The organism is Gordonia sp. NPDC003585, assembly GCF_040610755.1.
Taxonomy (GTDB): Bacteria; Actinomycetota; Actinomycetes; order Mycobacteriales; family Mycobacteriaceae; genus Gordonia.
Genome location: NZ_JBEXMX010000012.1, coordinates 1 through 17523 on the forward strand (window position 1 = coordinate 1; position 17523 = coordinate 17523).

Sequence of the window (17523 nt, forward strand, 5' to 3'; positions counted from 1 at the left end):
CCGAAGACGGTGGCGCCGTGTCTATTCGGCCCGCTCGCTCCGCTCCCGGCGCCGTGCCTATTCGGCCCGCTCGCTCCGCTCCCGGCGCCGGGGGTCGACGGGTGTGCCTGCGCCTGGCGGCGAGCAGTGGTGACCGGACGTCGGATCACCGAGGCGGCACTCACGGCAGCGTTGTCGATGATGCGGTTGATCACCATCGCCGCGGTGTCGTCGGGCACCGCAACGGGGTCGGTCGCGACTTCCGCGATCTTCTGGGCGAGGTGCTCCGACTGCGGGAAATCTTCGGAACTGCGGTGGGTGCGGACGTGATGAGTGATCATGTGTTGCACCGTACGCACACGCCCGGACGTCGCAAAAGGCCTGGCAAATGCGTATTTCAGCGAATATCGTTGAGCCATTTTGCGAATGTTGTGGAAGCTGTGTCGATTATGCTGTTCCCATGGCCAAGATGTTTGTGGGTGCGCGGCTTCGTCGGCTGCGCGATGAACGAGGCCTCTCCCAGGCGGGTCTGGCGCGGCGGATCGACCTGTCTACCAGTTACGTAAATCAGCTCGAGAACGACCAGCGGCCGATCACCGTTCCGGTGCTGCTGACGCTCACGCGCGAGTTCGACCTCGACGCCGACTACTTCGCGCCGGACGGCGACGCACGCCTGGTCGCAGACCTCGCCGATGTACTGGCCGCACAACCCGACGCCGGCGACGTCAGCCGTGCCGAGATCTCCGAGCTGGTCGCGCGCATGCCGGCGATCGGGCAGACGCTGGTGAACATGCATCGCCGGTTGGTCACCGCCGACACCGAACTGGAAGGGCATCGTGCACGGGTCTCGGCGGAAGGCACGCCGTCGGCCACTCCGATGCCGTTCGAGGAGGTCCGCGACTTTTTCTACGACCGCAAGAACTACATCGACTCCCTGGACCGAGCGGCCGAGCAGCTCTTCGTCGACCATCGGCTCTCGGTCGGCGGTCTCGACCTCCAACTCGCCGAACTCCTGCGCGACGAGTTCGGCATCTCGGTCACCATCGGCCACGATCCCGATCCGGCCGGCGCGGCCCGAGGGCCCAAACGTCGCTTCGACGAGGACAGCCGCGTGCTGCACCTCGCCGGGCGACTCTCGTCGGGACAGCGCGCCTTCCAGCTCGCCACCCAACTCGCACTGCTCACCCAGGGTCCGGTCATCGACGCCCTCGTCGCCGAGGCCGACAACATGCACCCGGCGTCGGTACCCGTCGCGCGGATCGGCCTGGCCAACTACTTCGCCGGCGCGCTACTCCTCCCCTACGAGCGGTTCCTCGACGCGGCCGAGAAGGCGCGCTACGACGTCGAACTCCTCAGTCTCGGGTTCGGCGTCGGCTTCGAGACGGTCTGCCATCGGCTGTCCACGCTCCAGCGCGCCCAAAAACGCGGTGTGCCATTCATCTTCGTGCGTACCGATCGCGCGGGGAACATTTCAAAACGTCAGTCCGCCACGGCCTTTCACTTCTCCCGCGTCGGTGGCAGCTGCCCCTTGTGGGTGGTGCACGACGCCTTCTCGACGCCGGGCCGCATCGCTACGCAGGTGTCGCAGATGCCCGACGGGCGCTCCTACTTCTGGCTGGCCCGCACCACCGACGAACAGCAGGGCTTCCTGTCGCCGCGCAAGAGCTTCGCCATCGGTCTCGGCTGCGACGTCTCGCATGCCGAACGGCTCATCTACGCCAGCGGCATCGACCTCGCCGACGAAACGACCGTCGTGCCGATCGGTGCGGGCTGCAAGGTGTGCAGCCGACCCGCGTGTGCGCAGCGCGCCTTCCCGCAACTCGGTCAGCCCATCCTCGTCGACGCCACTGTCAGCGATTCGATTCCCTACCGCCAGGCGACGACCTGACCACTCGAATACTCCCGCTCCCCGAGTGCGGGCCCTCGATCCGAACGATCGATCGGCCGGGATAGCATCCAGAGCGGAGGTGTGCAGAACAGTGAGCGCGACGTGCGGGACGGATGTGCCCGGAGTGGCAGGCGCACCGGAACCGATCGAACGGCACCCCCGCGCTGCGGTCACCGTGCTCTGTGCGGCGGGCATCGTAGTGGCGCTGATGCAGACGATCATTGTGCCGCTCATCCCCCAGCTGCCGACGCTGCTGCACGCCGATCCCGGCAACACATCCTGGGCGCTCACCATCACCCTGCTCGTCGGTGCCGTGATCACACCGATCGGTGGTCGTCTCGGCGACATGTACGGCAAGCGACTCGCCCTGATCGGCAGCATGAGCTGCGTGGCCATCGGTTCGATGGTGTGTGCGCTGTCGACGGCGCTGGTCCCGTTCCTGATCGGTCGGGGTCTGCAGGGCCTCGGTTTCGGCACCATCGCGCTGGGTATCAGCGTGATGCGCGACATCGTGCCGCCCCGACACCTCGGTTCGTCGGTCGGCACCATGAGTGCGTCGCTCGGTGTCGGCGGCGCACTGGGCCTGCCGTTCGCCGCGTCCATCGCCCAGCATCTCAGCTGGCATGCCCTGTTCTGGGCGTGCGCCGCCGCCGGAATCCTGGGCGCCATCGGCATCGCGATCACCGTCCCGGAGAGCCCGACCCGCAGCGGCGGCCGCTTCGACCTGATCGGCGCGGCCGGACTCGCCGCGATGCTCGTCTGCCTTCTCCTGCCCTTGTCCAAGGGATCGGCGTGGGGGTGGACGAGTCCACTGACCCTCGGACTGTTTGCCGCTTTCATCGTGGTCGGCGCCCTGTGGTCGTACTTCGAGCGTCATCACGCCAACGCTCTGATCGACCTCGCGGTGGTCGTCGAGCGTCCCGTCCTGCTGACCAATGTCGCATCCGTGGCGACCGGATTCGCGTTCTATTCGATGCAGCTGATCCCGATCCAGCTCCTGATGGCGCCGACCTCGAGCCCCAACGGACTCGGCTTCGACATGCTCACGGCGAGTCTGATCCTCGCCCCGAGCGGTCTGCTGATGTTCGTCTTCTCCCATATCAGCGGTCGGCTCACGGATGCCTTCGGGCCGCGGATCTCGCTGTCGCTCGGCGGGCTGGTGATCGGTACCGGCTACATCGTGTTCATCGTCGCGATCGCCGGGCCGTGGGCCCTGAACTGGGGGTTGATGGTCACCATCAGCTGCCTGATCGGCGCCGGGCTGGGAATCGCGTACTCGGCGATGCCGTCGCTGATCATGCGGGCGGTACGCGTCGAACAGACCGGCGAGGCCAACGGCGTCAACGCCCTCATGCGAGTGGTCGGGACGTCGATGTCGGCGGCCGTCGTCGGGATGATCCTGACGTGGTCGATGATCGCGGCCACCGCCCCCGACGGCCAGACGATCGCGGTGCCCAGCGAAGTGGGCTATCTGTGGTCCGCGGGAATCTCGCTGGGCGCCTGCGTCGTTGCGAGCGTCGTCGCACTCACCATCCCGGCGAGTCGGCGCGTCGTCGAAGAACGCGTCTGAGATCGGAGCAGCGACCCACCCGCCGCCCCGTCGACGATCGTGAAGGCGGGAAGAGCGCGCCTCGTCGCAGACACCGCATTCGTGGCCAGAAACCGCCAGTGCGGTCGGAAACCTCTGGTGCGCACCGGGTTTCTCACCAGACACGCGGTTCCTGAGATCGCGACACGCCGACAATGCGCGTCGGCGGCGGTCTTGGACCACCATCTCGGCGGCGGACGCTTCCGCTCAGAGGGTGCTGGCGACATCTGCTCGCATGTCTCCCATCTGCGCGCGATGCACTGCGCGCAAAGGGGAGAAACGCGAGCACCTGCGTCGTCGAGCCCGCGACTGTCGATCGGCGCGTTCCGCGGAACGCGCCACACGCTCGTGGCGCCCGCAGAAAATAGGGGAAGAAACTTCGTCCCCTACCCTTAGAGTCCTCCCCTAGAAACTTCTGGGGGAGGACTCTGAACCTAGGGGAGGAAAACTCTTCCCCTAGATTCTGCGAGCACGACGCTGACGTATTTGCCCAGGTCAGCGAGCCGGCAGGTGGTCGAAGAACGCGTCTAGCTCTCGAACAGCTGGTGTCCGAGATACCGGCCCGCGGCGACACCGGGCGGGATCGCGAAGACCGCCGACCCGATCGGCGTCGTCCATTCGTTTAGCAGGTCAGCCTCGGCCAGCCGTTGCTGTACCGGGATGAACTGGGTGTCGATGTCTCGCTGAAACGTCGTGAAGATCAGGCCCGCGTTCGTCGTGGCACCGCCAGACGGCACGTCGTCGAAGTTGTAGGCCCGCCGCAGAAAACGTTCCCGCGGCCCCTTCGCGTGGGCACGCGCGATGTGGGAGTTCGCCGGGATCACCGGGATGCCCCGTTTGGTCGCCGCGAAGTCGGGCTCGTCGTCTTCGTGACTTCCGGTGAGCGGAGCACCGGTGTCCTGATGGCGGCCGATGGCGAGGTCTCGTCCGTGCCGATCGAGTTCGTCCCAGGTATCGAGTTCGACGCGGATGCGGCGGATCACCATCGTGGTGCCGCCGGCGAGCCACCCCTGGTCCGGCCCTGCCCAGACGACGTCGGCGAAGTCGCCGCTACCCGATCGGGGGTTGACGGTCCCGTCGACCGATCCCATCAGGTTGCGCATCGTCTGGCCGTCGGGGTGCGCGCCCCGGGCCGGCCGGAAGCCACGCTGAATCCACCGGATGGTGGCGAGCTTTCGGGTGTTCTTCAACAACACGCGCTGCGCGTGGGCCAGCGTCGTCGGATCATCGCAACAAAGCTGCAGGAGCAGGTCGCCCCCACCCCATTCCGGCTCGAGGGCGTCGATCCCGAAGGACGGCAGTGGCCGCACCGACGCCGGGGACTGGAGTCGTAGCCGCTCGAACAGCGTCGGACCGAACCCGACCGTGACCGTCAGGCGCGACGGCGAAGTGGCGAGTTCGGGCTCGGTGTCGGCGAGGGCAGCCGCACCCGCGGTCAATCGGGCGGCGTCCGCGGTCCACAACTTCAGGATCGAAATCGCCTCTCGCGTCGTCGATCCCGGCCTCAGATCCAGAGCGATGAACACGGCGTGCGCCTGCGGCGGCGTCTCGATCCCGGCCTGATGGTCACCGAAGAACGGCACCGTGTGCCGTCCGAATTCCTGGCCCGCTGGACCGGTGACCGCACCGGACGACGCCAGCGTCGATACTGCAGCACCCGCCCCGATGGCGCCGAGCGCGGCGGCGCCTCCCCCGAGGAGGCGCCGCCGGCTCAGTTCCGTTCTCGACATGTCACACCGCTCAGGCGCCAGGTGCCGTGGTGCTGGTGGGCATGCCGTGTCCGGGGCCGTAGTCCTCGTTCGCACCCGCGAAGTCCCGCACCTGGGCCGAGAACGAGGTCGTACTTCCGTCGAAGAGCGTCAATGTGATCGCGACGTCCTCGCCCGGGGTCAAAGGTGCAGGCAGGTCGAACATCATCAGGTGGTAACCGCCGGGCGTCAACTCCAAGGAGCCGTGTGCCGAGATGACGAACCCGCCGTCCTTCTGCCTCATCTGCATCGCACCGCCGACACCGGGGACAACCTCGTGCAATTCCATGCGGCCGGCGGCAGGCGATGATGCAGCCGTCACATGGATGTCGCTGTCGGTGGTGTTGGTCAGGACGCCGAAGGCCGCCGTCATCTGTCCCTGCGGGACCGCCTTCACCCACTGGTTGGCCACGGTGAGATCTGCCTTGTCGTCACCGCTGTCGCCGCACGCGGCGACAAACAACGTCAAGGCCACAGCGACCACCAACACGATCGCGCGACCGCTCGTTCTGAATGTGGTCACCTCACTTGCCCTTTCGTGCAGCCGATACTTCCGCGGCCGTCCGGTGGCGCCCCCAAGCGATCAGAGCCAGCGCCGCGTCGACCACGAGAAACGCCAGCAGCGTCCAGCCGAGCAGCGGCAGGAACCATCCCACTGCAACGGCCGCCGCCACCAGCACAACCGCGGCAGGCCACGGGATCTGACGGATGCCGCCGCGACGAGGAGCTCGTCCGACGCCCCAGGCGCCACCGCGCGTGGGTCGGCGCTGCCACCACATCCGGTACCCCCGGATGATCACCGTGACGAGAGTGAGCGCGACGACCAGCAACAAGAGCTGGTTGAGGAAGCCGAACAGGAATCCCATGTGCGCGCGGATCCCCCAGTCGGCGAGCTTCGCCATCAGCGAGTAGTCGCTGTCGTAGTCCACGCGGCCCGCGGTCTGCATCGTCGTGGGGTCGATGGCCACCGCATCGCTGGACAGGCGATAGGGCTTCTCGATCTCGGCGACACTGATCGCCTGCCCCGGCTCGCTGGGCAGCGTCACTTCGAGGGGCGTGCGCACTCCGGCCGCTGCGGCCACAGCGACGACCCGATCGAAGTCGATCGTCGAGAAGTCGACGGTCGGTGTGGCCATCGAATGCCCGGCATGACCTCCGGCGGCGTCAGATGCCGCGGGAAGCGAGGTGGCCAGATCGGGGCGCTCCCAAGACATCGCGGTACGCAACTCGGTGACATGTTCACCCGCATGCGTCGACCATGTGATACCGGTGGCCGAGAGGAAGACGAGCACGACGAGAATCCACACACCCGCCGCACCATGCCAATTCACCGTACGGGCCCGACCGGTCACCGAGCGGTCGACCCCGAAGAACCGGCCGCGCCGTCCGCGTGCTCGAGCCTGCCGGAACCGACGCCACCACAGGTAGAGACCACCGAGGGCGACCACCCACAACCACGACGCCGCGAGCTCGCTGTAGAGCGCGCCCGTCTCACCGAGCTGCAGGTTGCTGTGGAAGCCGTCGAGCCAGCTGCTCAATGGCAGATATCCGAACCAGGTCGGCTCGCTGCCCAGCACCTTCCCGGAGTAGGGGTCGACGAACACAGCGCGCAGCTTCTCCTCACCGAGTGCCGGGTCGGCGAAGTAGATCCGAGTGGAATCGGTGGCCGACGCCGGGGGCCGCACCCCGGTCACGGACAGGCCAGGATTCGCCTGCTGTGCGGCCGCGACCTGCGCGGTCAGCGGCACGGATGAGCCGGTGGCGTCGACGCTCAGCACGTCGCCGTAGACGACTCGTTCGATGGTCGGGGCAGCTGCGTAGAGGGCGCCGGTGAGCGCGGCCACGAGGATGAACGGCCCGATCAGCACACCGGCATAGAAGTGCAGGCGCATCATCAGCGGTCGCCAGTTGCCGGCGGACGTTGTCGACGTTTCCGGCGGAGAGTCGTCTTGCGACGGGACGGGTGGAGGAACGGAAGGTGAGGACAGAAGGTCCGTCATGGGTACGTACTTTCACGAATGATCGACCCAGAGGGAATGATCAAGGCCGATCGGGGCTGAAGGTAGAAGGCGGCGCGTGGCGCGTTCACCGCGGCGAACTCGCGCGCAGCACGGTCAGACCCCTCGAATGTCGAAGAATCCGAGGGGAAAAGGGCAACCAGAACCCGCTGAGGTCAGCAGGCGGGCGACGCGGCGACGGGTGGCGCTCGGCTGACCCCTCCGCCACCGGCGAGCCGCGAACGCAGCGATCGAACCGGGAGTTGCCACAGTGTGGGTCGCCACGGCGCTTCCGCGGTGGGCGGCGGCGATCCGAGACAGATCGTCCACCGCAGTGCGGTGCGGGCGATCAGCTCGACCAACGACTCGGCGACCACGAGGCCCAGGGCCACGGCCACCGCCATGGCGAGGTGAGCGCCGGCCATCAGCGGCGAGGGTGTCACGCCCATCGTCGAGCCGTGCATGTGTTCGGCCGAAGCGGCGAGCAGGATGTGCCCGGCGAACTGCCCGAGGCACAACTGGACGATCAGATCGGTGAGGTTTCGGCCTGCGCGGCCCGCACTCCACACCCCGACCGCGACGCAACCGCCGACAAGCACCATCAGGGTCTCGCTGGACGGGAGGGAACCGCCGCCCATGCAGTGCGCGGCGAGCGAGGCCGTACCGGATACGGCGCCCACATAGCCCCCACGCAAGCGCGCGGTGAAACTAGGAGACCCGACCATGCGCCTAACCCTATCAATCCGGCACCGCCGACGACCCTCCGCATACCGGATGAGCTGCGCACACGTCCACCGAAATCCGGCTGTAATCTCGCCGCCGTAGCCTGTCGCGGTGGCCGCCCAGACCCTGATCGAGAACTGTCATGTCGTGACCGTCGACACCGCGCGACGGGAATTGGAATCGGCATCGGTCCTCATCGACGGCGACCGGATCGCGGCCGTCGGCCAGGGACCGATCGAGGTGGGCGACGACGTGACCCGGATCGACGGCTCCGGATGCGTGCTGACACCCGGTCTGGTGAACACCCACCATCACCTCTACCAATGGATCACCCGCGGACTGGCCGCCGATCACACCCTCTTCCAGTGGCTGACCACGCTTTACCCCATCTGGGCCGGAATCGACGAGCCGGCCGTTCATGCCGCCGCGTTGGGCGGTCTGAGCCAGCTCGCCCTGTCCGGGTGCACCACCACCACCGATCATCACTATGTGTTCCCGCGTGAAGGTGGCGATCTGCTGGGCGCCGAGATCGCTGCAGCCGGTGAGATCGGGCTGCGATTCCATCCGACCCGCGGGTCGATGGACCTCTCTGAGAAGGACGGCGGACTGCCACCCGACTCGGTGGTGCAATCGCTCGACGAGATCCTCACCGCGAGCAGTGATGCGGTCAACCGGTGGCACAACCCAGACCCCGGCGCGATGGTGCGCATCGCCCTCGCGCCCTGCTCCCCGTTCTCCGTCACCACCGACCTGCTGCGCGAATCCGCGCTCCTCGCACGCGAACTCGGCGTGCGGATGCATACCCACCTGGCCGAGTCGCTGGACGAGAACACCTACTGCGATGAGCATTTCGGTTGCACTCCACTGCAATACATGGAGTCGGTCGGGTGGGTGGGCGACGACGTGTGGTTCGCGCACGGCATCGAGTTCGACGACGACGAAATTGGTCGCCTGGCCGCGACCTCGACCGGTGTCGCCCACTGTCCGACGTCGAATGCCCGTCTGGGCAACCGGATCTGCCGCACCCGGGAACTGGTCGATGCCGGAGTGCCGGTCGGGCTCGGCGTGGACGGTGCGGCGTCGAATGAATCGTGCCGACTGCTCGAGGAAGCCCATCAGGCCGTGCTGATGGCCAGGGCGAAGGGCGGACCCACCGCGTTGTCCACACGTACCGCCATCGAACTCGCCACCCTCGGTGGTGCCCGAGTGCTCGGGCGCGCCGACGAGATCGGATCGATCGAGCCGGGCAAGTTCGCCGACCTCGTCCTCTGGGACCTGACCACCGTCGCGCACCGCGACATCGACGACCCGGTCGCGGCCTTGGTCCTCGGCGCGATCCCGCCCATCAAGGCGTCGTGGGTGCACGGCCGAAAGCTGATCGACAATGGTGAGATGCAGACCGTCGACCTCGACAGTGTCACCGCCGAGGTCGCAACGCAGCATCGTCTCCTGATCGACCGGGCCGGCTGATGGATCTGCACACCGTCACCGGATATCGGTTCGCGCACGATCGAGCCGATCTCGCCCTGGCGCCCGGAGAGCGCATCGTGGCCGGTGGCACATGGATGTTTTCCGAACCCCAGATCGACGTCGACGGCCTGGTCGACATCAGCCGCATCGGTTGGCCTGCAATCGAATACAGGCCCGACGGCGGCCTCCGGATCGCCGCCAACTGCCCCATCGCCGAATTGGCAGCACTTCGGCCGCAGTCCGGATGGCGGGCACATCCACTCTTCGCCCAGTGCGCCAACGCACTCCTCGCGTCGTTCAAGATCTGGAACATGGCCACTGTGGGCGGAAACATCTGCCGCTCGTTCGCCGCCGCATCGATGGTCTCGCTGACTGTTGCGCTCGACGGGAGCGCGCACATCTGGCGGCCCGACGGCACCGACCGCGACATTCCCGTCAGCGAGCTGGTCACCGGCAATGGAACCAACACGCTGGAGAGCGGAGAAGTCCTGCGGGCCATCGATTTCCCCGCACACGCATTGCGCGGCACGACTGCCTTTCGGAAGATCGCTCTCGCAGAGCTGGGTCGGTCCGGTGTCGTGATGACCGGTCGCCTCGACGAAGACGGCACGGTGGTTGTCGGGATCACGGCGGCCACCGAATGGCCTACGGTTCTGCGCTATCCGTCGATGCCGGACACCGATCGTCTGCGTGACGATGTCGGTTCCGCCGCGGGCTACTACACGGACCCGCTCGGTGCTGCCGACTGGCGACGCGCGACGTCGATGGTGTTCGCCGAGGAGATTCGCGCCGAGTTGGTGGGTGCGGTGTCATGAGATTCGAGATCAACGGCGAGGCGGTCGACGCGAGTCCCGATCCCGGACAATGTCTGCGCACCCTGCTGCGCGACCATGCTCACTTCGAGGTCAAGAAGGGTTGCGACGCAGGCGATTGCGGTGCCTGCACGGTTCTTGTTGACGGAAATCCGGTGCACTCCTGCATCTTTCCGGCTCAGCGTGCCGAGGATCGTTCCGTCACCACGGTCGCAGGACTCGGCACACCCGACGACCTTCATCCCGTGCAGCAGTCCTTCGTCGACAACTTCGGTTTTCAGTGCGGGTTCTGCACGGCAGGCATGATCGTCACCGCGTCGACCCTCGAGCCCGACGACCTCGACGACCTGCCGCGGCGCATGAAGGGAAACCTGTGCCGCTGCACCGGATATCGCGCGATCCGCGATTCCATCACCTCCGCCGTTGCCGAAAAGGAGCAACCAACCAATCCGCTGCCTGAGGTGCGAGGAGCGCTAGCGACGAGCCTCGAAGGCCTGGCGACAACACCTCCCCAACCCTCCGAGGCTTGCTCCGCCACAGTCGGCACATCCGCCAACCCCATCGCCGCCCGGCGGGTGGTCACCGGCACCGAGCCGTACACCTTCGATGTCGCGGTCGACGGCATGTTGTTCATCCGCGTCCTACCCTCCCCTCATCCGCACGCACGCATCACCGCGATCGACACCACCGAAGCTGCCACGCTGCCCGGCGTCGAACTGATCCTGACGCATGAGAACGTCTCCACCCGAAGGTTTTCCACGGCTCGGCACGAGCATCGCGAGGACGATCCCGACGACAGCCTCGTGCTCGACCCCGTCGTCCGGTTCGTCGGCCAGCGCGTGGCGGCCGTCGTCGCGACCACTGCTGCGATCGCCGAGGAGGCCTGTCGCCTGATCGAGGTCACCTACGAGGTGCTGCCCGCGGTCTTCGACCCGGAGGAAGCACGCCGCCCGGGCGCACCCCTGATCCATCCGGATCGCACGCCGCTCGATCGTGTGAACCACGCCGACCGCAACGTCATCGCCGACTTCCACCAGGGTTTCGGCGGCGACGTCGACACCGCGCTCGAGGAGTCCGCAGCCACCGTCTCGGGAACGTGGAGCACGGGGCGCGTGTCGCACGCGCAACTGGAAACCCACGGCAGCATCGGATGGTTCGACGACGACGGCCGACTGGTGATCCGTACCAGCACGCAGGTGCCGTTCCTCGTGCGCGACGAGCTCGCATTGCTCCTCGATCTGCCGACCGACAAGATTCGAGTGTTCAGCGCACGCGTGGGCGGCGGCTTCGGCGGCAAGCAGGAACTGCTCACCGAAGATCTCGTGGCACTTGCCGTCCTGCGCACCGGCCGGCCGTGCGGGTACGAGATGACGCGCACCGACGAGATGACCCGCACCACCTATCGTCACCCGTTCCGCGTGTCGGTGGATCTGGGCGCCGACGCCGACGGACGACTGACCGCGTTGCGCATCGACGTGCTCTCGGACACCGGTGCGTACGGCAATCACGCGATCGGCGTGATGTTCCACGCATGCGCCGAATCGGTGTCGGTCTACAACTGCCCGGTGAAGTGGGTCGACGCGGAGGTCGTCTACACCAACAATCCGCCGTCGGGCGCCTTCCGCGGCTACGGTCTGGGCCAGGTGATCTTCGCGATCGAGAGCGCGATGGACGAGTTGGCGCTCGACCTCGGCATCGACCCGTTCGAGATGCGGCGCATCAATGCCGTGCGCGATGGGGATCCACTGCTCATCACCCACCCCGAACCCGAACCCGATCTGCTGTACGGCAGCTACGGCCTCGATCAGTGCCTCGACCTCGCTCAGCGCGCCCTCGAGCGCGGCAACGGCGTGCCGGCACCCGAGGGCAGCGCCTGGCGCGTCGGCGACGGTATGGCACTTGCGGCCATCGCCACGATGGCACCCCGCGGACACCTGTCGTCGGTACGGGTCAGCGTCGACGCCCAGGGCAACTACGACATCGGCATCGGCACAAGCGAATTCGGCAACGGTACCACCACCGTGCACCTCCAGATCGCCACGACCACACTCCAGACGACGCCCGACCGCGTGCACCTACACCACGGTGACACCGACGCCGCCACCTATGACACCGGCGCTTTCGCATCCGCAGGTACCACCGTCGCGGGCAAGGCCTTGCACGCGGCATGTCTGGCATTGCGTACGACGCTCATCGAAACCGCGACCGCCATCACCGGATGCACACCCGACGAGGTGACCGTCACCGCCGACGGGGTGCTCATCGGTGAACGAATGCTCGACTTCGCCGAGCTCATCGCAGCGTCCGACGACCAGCACCGAGACCCCGGCGGCACCCGGTTGACCGCCGTCGGCGAGGAGCGCGGCGACCTGCGTTCCATCGCCTTCAACGTGCAGGCGTTCCGGGTGGCGGTCAACGTCGACACCGGCACGGTCCGCATCCTGCACTCGGTGCACGCCGCCGACGCCGGCACGGTGATGAATCCTCAGCAGTGCCTCGGCCAGGTCGAGGGCGGCGTCGCTCAGGCCATCGGGTCGTCGCTCTACGAGGAGATCATCCTCGACGGCAAGGGCGTTCCGATCACCTCGGTGTTCCGGACCTATCGGGTGCCGCAGATGGCCGACATTCCGCCGACCGAGGTCTTCTTCGCCGAGACCAGCGACGACCTCGGGCCGTATGGCGCCAAGTCGATGAGCGAATCCCCCTACAACCCCGTCGCACCCGCGTTGGCCAACGCCATCCGTCGTGCGATTGGAGTCCGACCCTACGAAACACCGATGTCCAGGGACCGTATTTGGCGGCTCACCCAAGATGCCGCCCCTACCAGCACGGACACTCGGCCACCCGGGTAGTTTCGGGCGACCGAAACTTTTGTTTCGTCCAGCTTGAACTCAATCAGATTTCGTGCAAGATTGGTCGCCATGGCATCGCTACGCGCAGCGCAGTACACACCCAGTGGCGCAAAGGTGCGCAATGCCGCCCTGATGGGTCCTGCGTTTGTCGCGGCGATCGCCTACGTCGACCCCGGGAACGTCGCAGCCAACATCACCGCAGGCGCCCGCTACGGATTCCTGCTCGTCTGGGTCCTGGTGATGGCCAACCTGATCGCGATGCTGATCCAGTACCAGTCGGCCAAGCTGGGCATCGTCACCGGCCAGAGCCTGCCCGGACTGCTGGGCAAACGTTTGTCGCGGCGCTCTCGGCGCGCCTACTGGGTACAAGCCGAAATTGTGGCTGCGGCAACCGATCTCGCTGAGATCGTGGGTGGTGCGATCGCCCTGCAGTTGCTGTTCGACCTGCCGCTGGTGGTCGGCGGGCTGATCGTCGGCGTCGTCTCGATGATCATCCTGCTCCTGCAGAACCCGCGCCAGCAGAAGGTGTTCGAGCGGGTCATCCTCACGCTGCTCGCAGTCATAGTGGTCGGTTTTCTCACCGGCCTGGTCATCAATCCTCCTCCGGCGACCGACGTGCTCGGCGGACTCATCCCCCACCTCCAAGGCCCGGAGACGGTTCTCCTCGCGGCCAGCATGCTCGGTGCGACGGTCATGCCGCACGCCATCTACCTGCACTCATCCCTGGTGATCGACCGACACGGCGCCAACCACACCGACGAGGACAAGCGCCGGCTCGTACGTGTCACCCGCTGGGACGTGGTGATCGCACTCCTGATCGCCGGAGCGGTCAACATCGCGTTGCTCCTGCTCGCCGCACAGAACCTCCGCGGCAAAGAGGGCACCGACACCATCGAAGGTGCCTACACCGCGGTGCAGGACGCCATGGGTCCGACCGTCGCCACCTTCTTTGCCATCGGCCTACTGGCGTCGGGTCTCGCCGCGACGTCGGTCGGGTCGTATGCCGGCGCGTCGATCATGGAGGGCCTGCTGCACGTTCGAGTGCCGCTCCTGTTGCGCCGAACACTCGTCCTCGTCCCGGCAGTGGTGGTGCTCTGGGTCGGTGTCGAACCCACCTGGGCCCTGGTGATCAGCCAGGTGGTGCTGAGCTTCGGCATCCCCTTCGCCATCATCCCGCTGGGTCGGCTCACCGCCGACCGCAAGCTCATGGGCTCCTTCACCGACTCGCGACCCCTGCAGATCGTCGCAGGGGCCGCGGCGGCGATGATCGTCATGCTCAACATCGCTCTCATCGTGTTGATGATCACCGAGTGAATAAGGCTCAGCCGCGCAACAACCCCTTGGCGACGTGGGTCACCTGGATCTCGTTGCTGCCGGCATAGATCATGAGCGACTTGGCATCTCGCGCAAGCTGCTCGACGCGGTACTCGGCCATGTAGCCGTTTCCACCGAAGAGCTGCACCGCCTCCATCGCGACGTCGGTCGCGGCCTTGGACGAGTACAGCTTCATCGCCGACGCCTCCGACAGGCTCAGCGGCTTGCCGGCCTGAGTCCGCTCGATCGCACTGAAGAGCATGTTCTGCACATTGATTCGCGCGACTTCCATTTCGGCAAGCTTGAGCTGGATGAGCTGGAACTGCGCGATCTCCTGGCCCCACAACTTGCGTGTCTTGGCGTAATCGAGGGACAGACGCAGGCATTCGTTGATGATGCCCATCGCCAGCGCCGCGATGCCGACCCGCTCGGCGGTGAAGCCGGCCTTCGCACCTTCCGAACCGCGTGAATCCTCGCCGGTGTCCTCGGTCTCGCCGAGGAGACGGTCCTTGCCGAGGCGCACGTTGTCGAAGAAGAGCTCACCGGTCGGCGAACTCATCATGCCCATCTTCTTGAACGCCTTGCCCTGGGTGAGACCCGGCATCCCCTTGTCGAGGACGAAGGACAGCACCTTGCGGTCACGCATCGGGGTGTTGCTGCCGTCGTCGACTTTGGCGAACACCACGATGGTGTCGGCGTACGGGCCATTGGTGATAAAGGTCTTCTGCCCGTTGAGGATGTAGTCGTCGCCGTCGCGCTTGACCGTGGTCTTCATGCCGCCCAGTGCGTCGGAGCCGGAGTCGGGTTCGGTGATCGCCCACGCGCCCACCTTCTCCATCGTGACCAGCTCGGGAAGCCACCGCTTCTTCTGTGCGAGAGTGCCTTTGCCGCGGATCGTCGACGCCGTGAGCCCCATGCTGACGCCCATCGATCCGACGAGTCCGAGGCAGACACCGGCAAGTTCGATGTTGACGATCATGAACATCGACGAGGCCATGCTGCCGCCACCGCCACCCGACGATTTCTTGCCCTCGGCCTCGGCGGCGAGCTCCTTCTCCAAGGCGTCCTTGGCCATGGCGTCGACACCGAAGGTCGACAGCAGCTTGCGGGTGATGTCGTAGGGCGGCAGCTGCCCGGTCTCGAGCTCATCGATGTGCGGTCGGATCTCCTTGTCGATGAACGCCCGCAGGGCGTCGCGCACCATCAGATCCTCGTCGGACCACTCGAACATCTCCACCTCGCATCTCGAGACAACTAAAACACGTTTCAGTTTCACTGTGTCAGGTGTCACTCCGGAAGTAAAGACACACTTGGGCCTAAATGTTTCACCGTCGCACTGGTTGCCACGGCGCTCGGAAAGCGAGCGCCATGGCAACCAGAATCAGAGTTGATACGACGTCGCCGGCCGGACCTCGATTGCGAAGTAGCCTGCAGCATCGTCGACGAGCAACGCCTGCGCGACCGGCATCGACACCACGCACACCCCGAACGTCGCCGACGCACGCCAGTCATGAATGCGCGCAACAAAGTCGGCCACCGTCTCCCCGCCGTGCGGGCACGCATCCGGAGTCGAAAACCAGAGGCCGAGTGCCGAAGGATCGATCTCCTCGGGCAGCTTCCCTGCCCACTCCCCGAAGTCCATCGTGCGCAATGCGTCGTCGACGTCGAACTGCCCACTCAAGAGCGCCGACGTCTCCAGCGCCACCGTCTCTGGCCCGCTGACCGTGCGCCCCATATCGCTGACCGTGCGTCGCAAATCGTTGACCGTGCGCCGTCCGGCGTCGTCCAGAGACAGATCACCGCCGAACCGCAGGTCCCGATTGGGGCCGGTGCGGCCGGCGGTGATGATCTGCATGACCTCAGTTGACCTCGGCCGTGATGCCCTTCGACGCCGTCGCCGACGTCTTAGGCCGCGCCAGGTAGCCGAGAACCAGGGCGAACACGACGGTCAGCACGGTCCACAGGATCACCTGGTTGGCGATCACGTACACCCGGAAGTCGCCGATGACGTCACCGGGGAACCCGGGGGCGACGATCACGCCCTGGTCGTTGCGCAACTCCTTGGGCACCTCGTGGAACTCCGGCAGCAGAGTCACCGCGACGGTGATCACCGCCAGGTACCCCACCACGCTCACGATGGCCGAGACGAGCCCGCCGATGCGGGGGCGCAACCAGAACGCGAACACGACGGCCGCAATCGCCGCGCCCACCGAGATCAACGTGATGGTCAGGAATGCACCCGAGCGCGCGCCGATGGTGTCGTCGTCGCCGACCGCCGGCGGATTCGCCGGGTACGCGAAGAACGGAACCGCGAAGAAAGACACGAACCCGATCACCCCGAGTGCGCCGGCGAGCCACCGCGGATCGGTCGCAGGGTAACGCCGTCCGACATAGGTCCACAGCACGGTGAACGCGACTGCGAAGAACGCGCCCATGCACAACGCGAACACCAGCGTGCCGACTCCGGCACCGAGGTTCTGCTGCATGGCGCGGGTGAACACCTCGCCACCCTCACCGTGGACGTGTCCGCCCGCCGCGATCTCGAGTTCCTCCTCGGCGCCCGAACGCAGATCCTCGTAGTCGATGGCCTTGGCGACCTGCGGTTCGATGAACAGTCGGGCGAACAGATACGACAGAATTCCGGCGATCAGGCCTGAGAACAGGCCGGCGCCGATGAACTTCTTCTCCATGTTTATTTGTCTCCTGGCTCAGATTCGCTCAGTGGCAGGGGAAGCCGAGGAAGTGGCGGGCGTCGTGGACGAACTCGTGGATGTGGGTGTCGGAACCGAACACCGACACCGCGCCCTGGTCGTAGCCCAGGAAGTAGTAGGCCATCGACGCCAGCAGCACGGTGAGGCTGAGCCACAGTGCCGCGCTGGCGACGGAGAGATTGGGTACCGCGAGCGCCCGAGATGCGGGTGCCGCCTTGGTGGAAGCAGTCATCTGCCTGTCCTTTCGCCGATCACGCGTCGGCAGTTCGTTTGAACCGGTTACCAGCGCGGCACTCTGACTCACGTCGATTCTCAGTTGACCGTCGTTCACAGCGGCGCGACCGTTCCGGACTTGCACCGGATTCCCCGCACTGGCGTGTGCTGACCTTATACCCTGACCGGCTCGGCCTGCTCGCGCTCGCGCCACGGAGTTGTCACAGC

Annotated in this window: 14 protein-coding genes, 1 pseudogene and 1 riboswitch; of the genes and pseudogenes, 6 read left to right on the top strand and 9 right to left on the bottom strand. The window is 66.3% G+C overall.

The window, feature by feature from the left end; translation table 11 throughout:
* A pseudogene (locus ABZW74_RS04775) lies at positions 1 to 320 on the bottom strand (hypothetical protein); the annotation flags it as partial.
* A 119-nt stretch (positions 321 to 439) separates the two neighbouring features.
* Here ABZW74_RS04775 and ABZW74_RS04780 point away from each other — a divergent pair.
* A complete protein-coding gene (locus ABZW74_RS04780; protein WP_355274426.1) occupies positions 440 to 1867 on the top strand; it encodes a short-chain fatty acyl-CoA regulator family protein in 1428 nt (475 codons plus the stop codon).
* A 124-nt stretch (positions 1868 to 1991) separates the two neighbouring features.
* Positions 1992 to 3437: an MFS transporter gene (locus tag ABZW74_RS04785; protein ID WP_355274429.1), complete on the top strand. Its 1446-nt coding sequence runs from the start codon at positions 1992 to 1994 to the stop codon at positions 3435 to 3437.
* A 545-nt stretch (positions 3438 to 3982) separates the two neighbouring features.
* Here the strand turns inward: ABZW74_RS04785 and ABZW74_RS04790 are convergent.
* From ABZW74_RS04790 to ABZW74_RS04805, 4 genes are all read right to left on the bottom strand, one after another.
* Positions 3983 to 5185, bottom strand: a complete 1203-nt coding sequence (locus ABZW74_RS04790) for a Dyp-type peroxidase (protein ID WP_240858815.1) — start codon at positions 5183 to 5185, stop codon at positions 3983 to 3985.
* A 10-nt stretch (positions 5186 to 5195) separates the two neighbouring features.
* Positions 5196 to 5726 (bottom strand): copper chaperone PCu(A)C, encoded by a 531-nt coding sequence (locus tag ABZW74_RS04795; protein ID WP_240858808.1) that lies wholly within the window; start codon positions 5724 to 5726, stop codon positions 5196 to 5198.
* 1 nt (position 5727) lies between these two features.
* A complete protein-coding gene (locus ABZW74_RS04800) occupies positions 5728 to 7098 on the bottom strand; it encodes a PepSY-associated TM helix domain-containing protein (RefSeq protein ID WP_355274433.1) in 1371 nt (456 codons plus the stop codon).
* Between the two features lie 278 nt (positions 7099 to 7376).
* Complete coding sequence (locus tag ABZW74_RS04805) at positions 7377 to 7925, bottom strand: hypothetical protein (RefSeq protein WP_240858803.1); 549 nt, start codon at positions 7923 to 7925, stop codon at positions 7377 to 7379.
* Between the two features lie 109 nt (positions 7926 to 8034).
* Here ABZW74_RS04805 and ABZW74_RS04810 point away from each other — a divergent pair, with 109 nt between their 5' ends.
* The 4 genes from ABZW74_RS04810 to ABZW74_RS04825 all read left to right on the top strand — a co-directional run bounded on the left by ABZW74_RS04810 (position 8035) and on the right by ABZW74_RS04825 (position 14371).
* Positions 8035 to 9393, top strand: a complete 1359-nt coding sequence (locus tag ABZW74_RS04810) for an 8-oxoguanine deaminase (protein ID WP_355274436.1) — start codon at positions 8035 to 8037, stop codon at positions 9391 to 9393.
* Positions 9393 to 10208: an FAD binding domain-containing protein gene (locus ABZW74_RS04815; RefSeq protein ID WP_355274439.1), complete on the top strand. Its 816-nt coding sequence runs from the start codon at positions 9393 to 9395 to the stop codon at positions 10206 to 10208. The genes ABZW74_RS04810 and ABZW74_RS04815 overlap by 1 nt, the downstream gene beginning before the upstream one ends.
* A complete protein-coding gene (locus tag ABZW74_RS04820; protein ID WP_355274442.1) occupies positions 10205 to 13057 on the top strand; it encodes a molybdopterin cofactor-binding domain-containing protein in 2853 nt (950 codons plus the stop codon). The genes ABZW74_RS04815 and ABZW74_RS04820 overlap by 4 nt, the downstream gene beginning before the upstream one ends.
* A 69-nt stretch (positions 13058 to 13126) precedes the next feature.
* On the top strand, positions 13127 to 14371 hold the full coding sequence (locus ABZW74_RS04825) for an Nramp family divalent metal transporter (RefSeq protein ID WP_355274445.1): 1245 nt from the start codon (positions 13127 to 13129) through the stop codon (positions 14369 to 14371).
* Positions 14372 to 14378: 7 nt separating this feature from the next.
* On the opposite strand, the gene ABZW74_RS04830 is transcribed toward ABZW74_RS04825, so the two are convergent.
* The 4 genes from ABZW74_RS04830 to ABZW74_RS04845 all read right to left on the bottom strand — a co-directional run bounded on the left by ABZW74_RS04830 (position 14379) and on the right by ABZW74_RS04845 (position 17314).
* Positions 14379 to 15602 carry an acyl-CoA dehydrogenase family protein gene (locus tag ABZW74_RS04830; protein WP_355274447.1) on the bottom strand — a complete coding sequence of 408 codons (1224 nt, stop codon included), beginning with the start codon at positions 15600 to 15602 and terminating at the stop codon, positions 14379 to 14381.
* Positions 15603 to 15752: 150 nt separating this feature from the next.
* Positions 15753 to 16226 (bottom strand): histidine phosphatase family protein, encoded by a 474-nt coding sequence (locus tag ABZW74_RS04835; RefSeq protein ID WP_355274450.1) that lies wholly within the window; start codon positions 16224 to 16226, stop codon positions 15753 to 15755.
* A gap of 4 nt (positions 16227 to 16230) precedes the next feature.
* The gene (locus tag ABZW74_RS04840) at positions 16231 to 17061 is read right to left on the bottom strand and encodes a CbtA family protein (RefSeq protein ID WP_355274453.1); all 831 of its coding nucleotides are present in this window, start codon (positions 17059 to 17061) and stop codon (positions 16231 to 16233) included.
* A 28-nt stretch (positions 17062 to 17089) separates the two neighbouring features.
* The gene (locus ABZW74_RS04845; protein ID WP_355274456.1) at positions 17090 to 17314 is read right to left on the bottom strand and encodes a CbtB-domain containing protein; all 225 of its coding nucleotides are present in this window, start codon (positions 17312 to 17314) and stop codon (positions 17090 to 17092) included.
* A 36-nt stretch (positions 17315 to 17350) separates the two neighbouring features.
* Positions 17351 to 17481, bottom strand: a riboswitch (cobalamin riboswitch).
* Positions 17482 to 17523 lie beyond the last annotated feature (42 nt).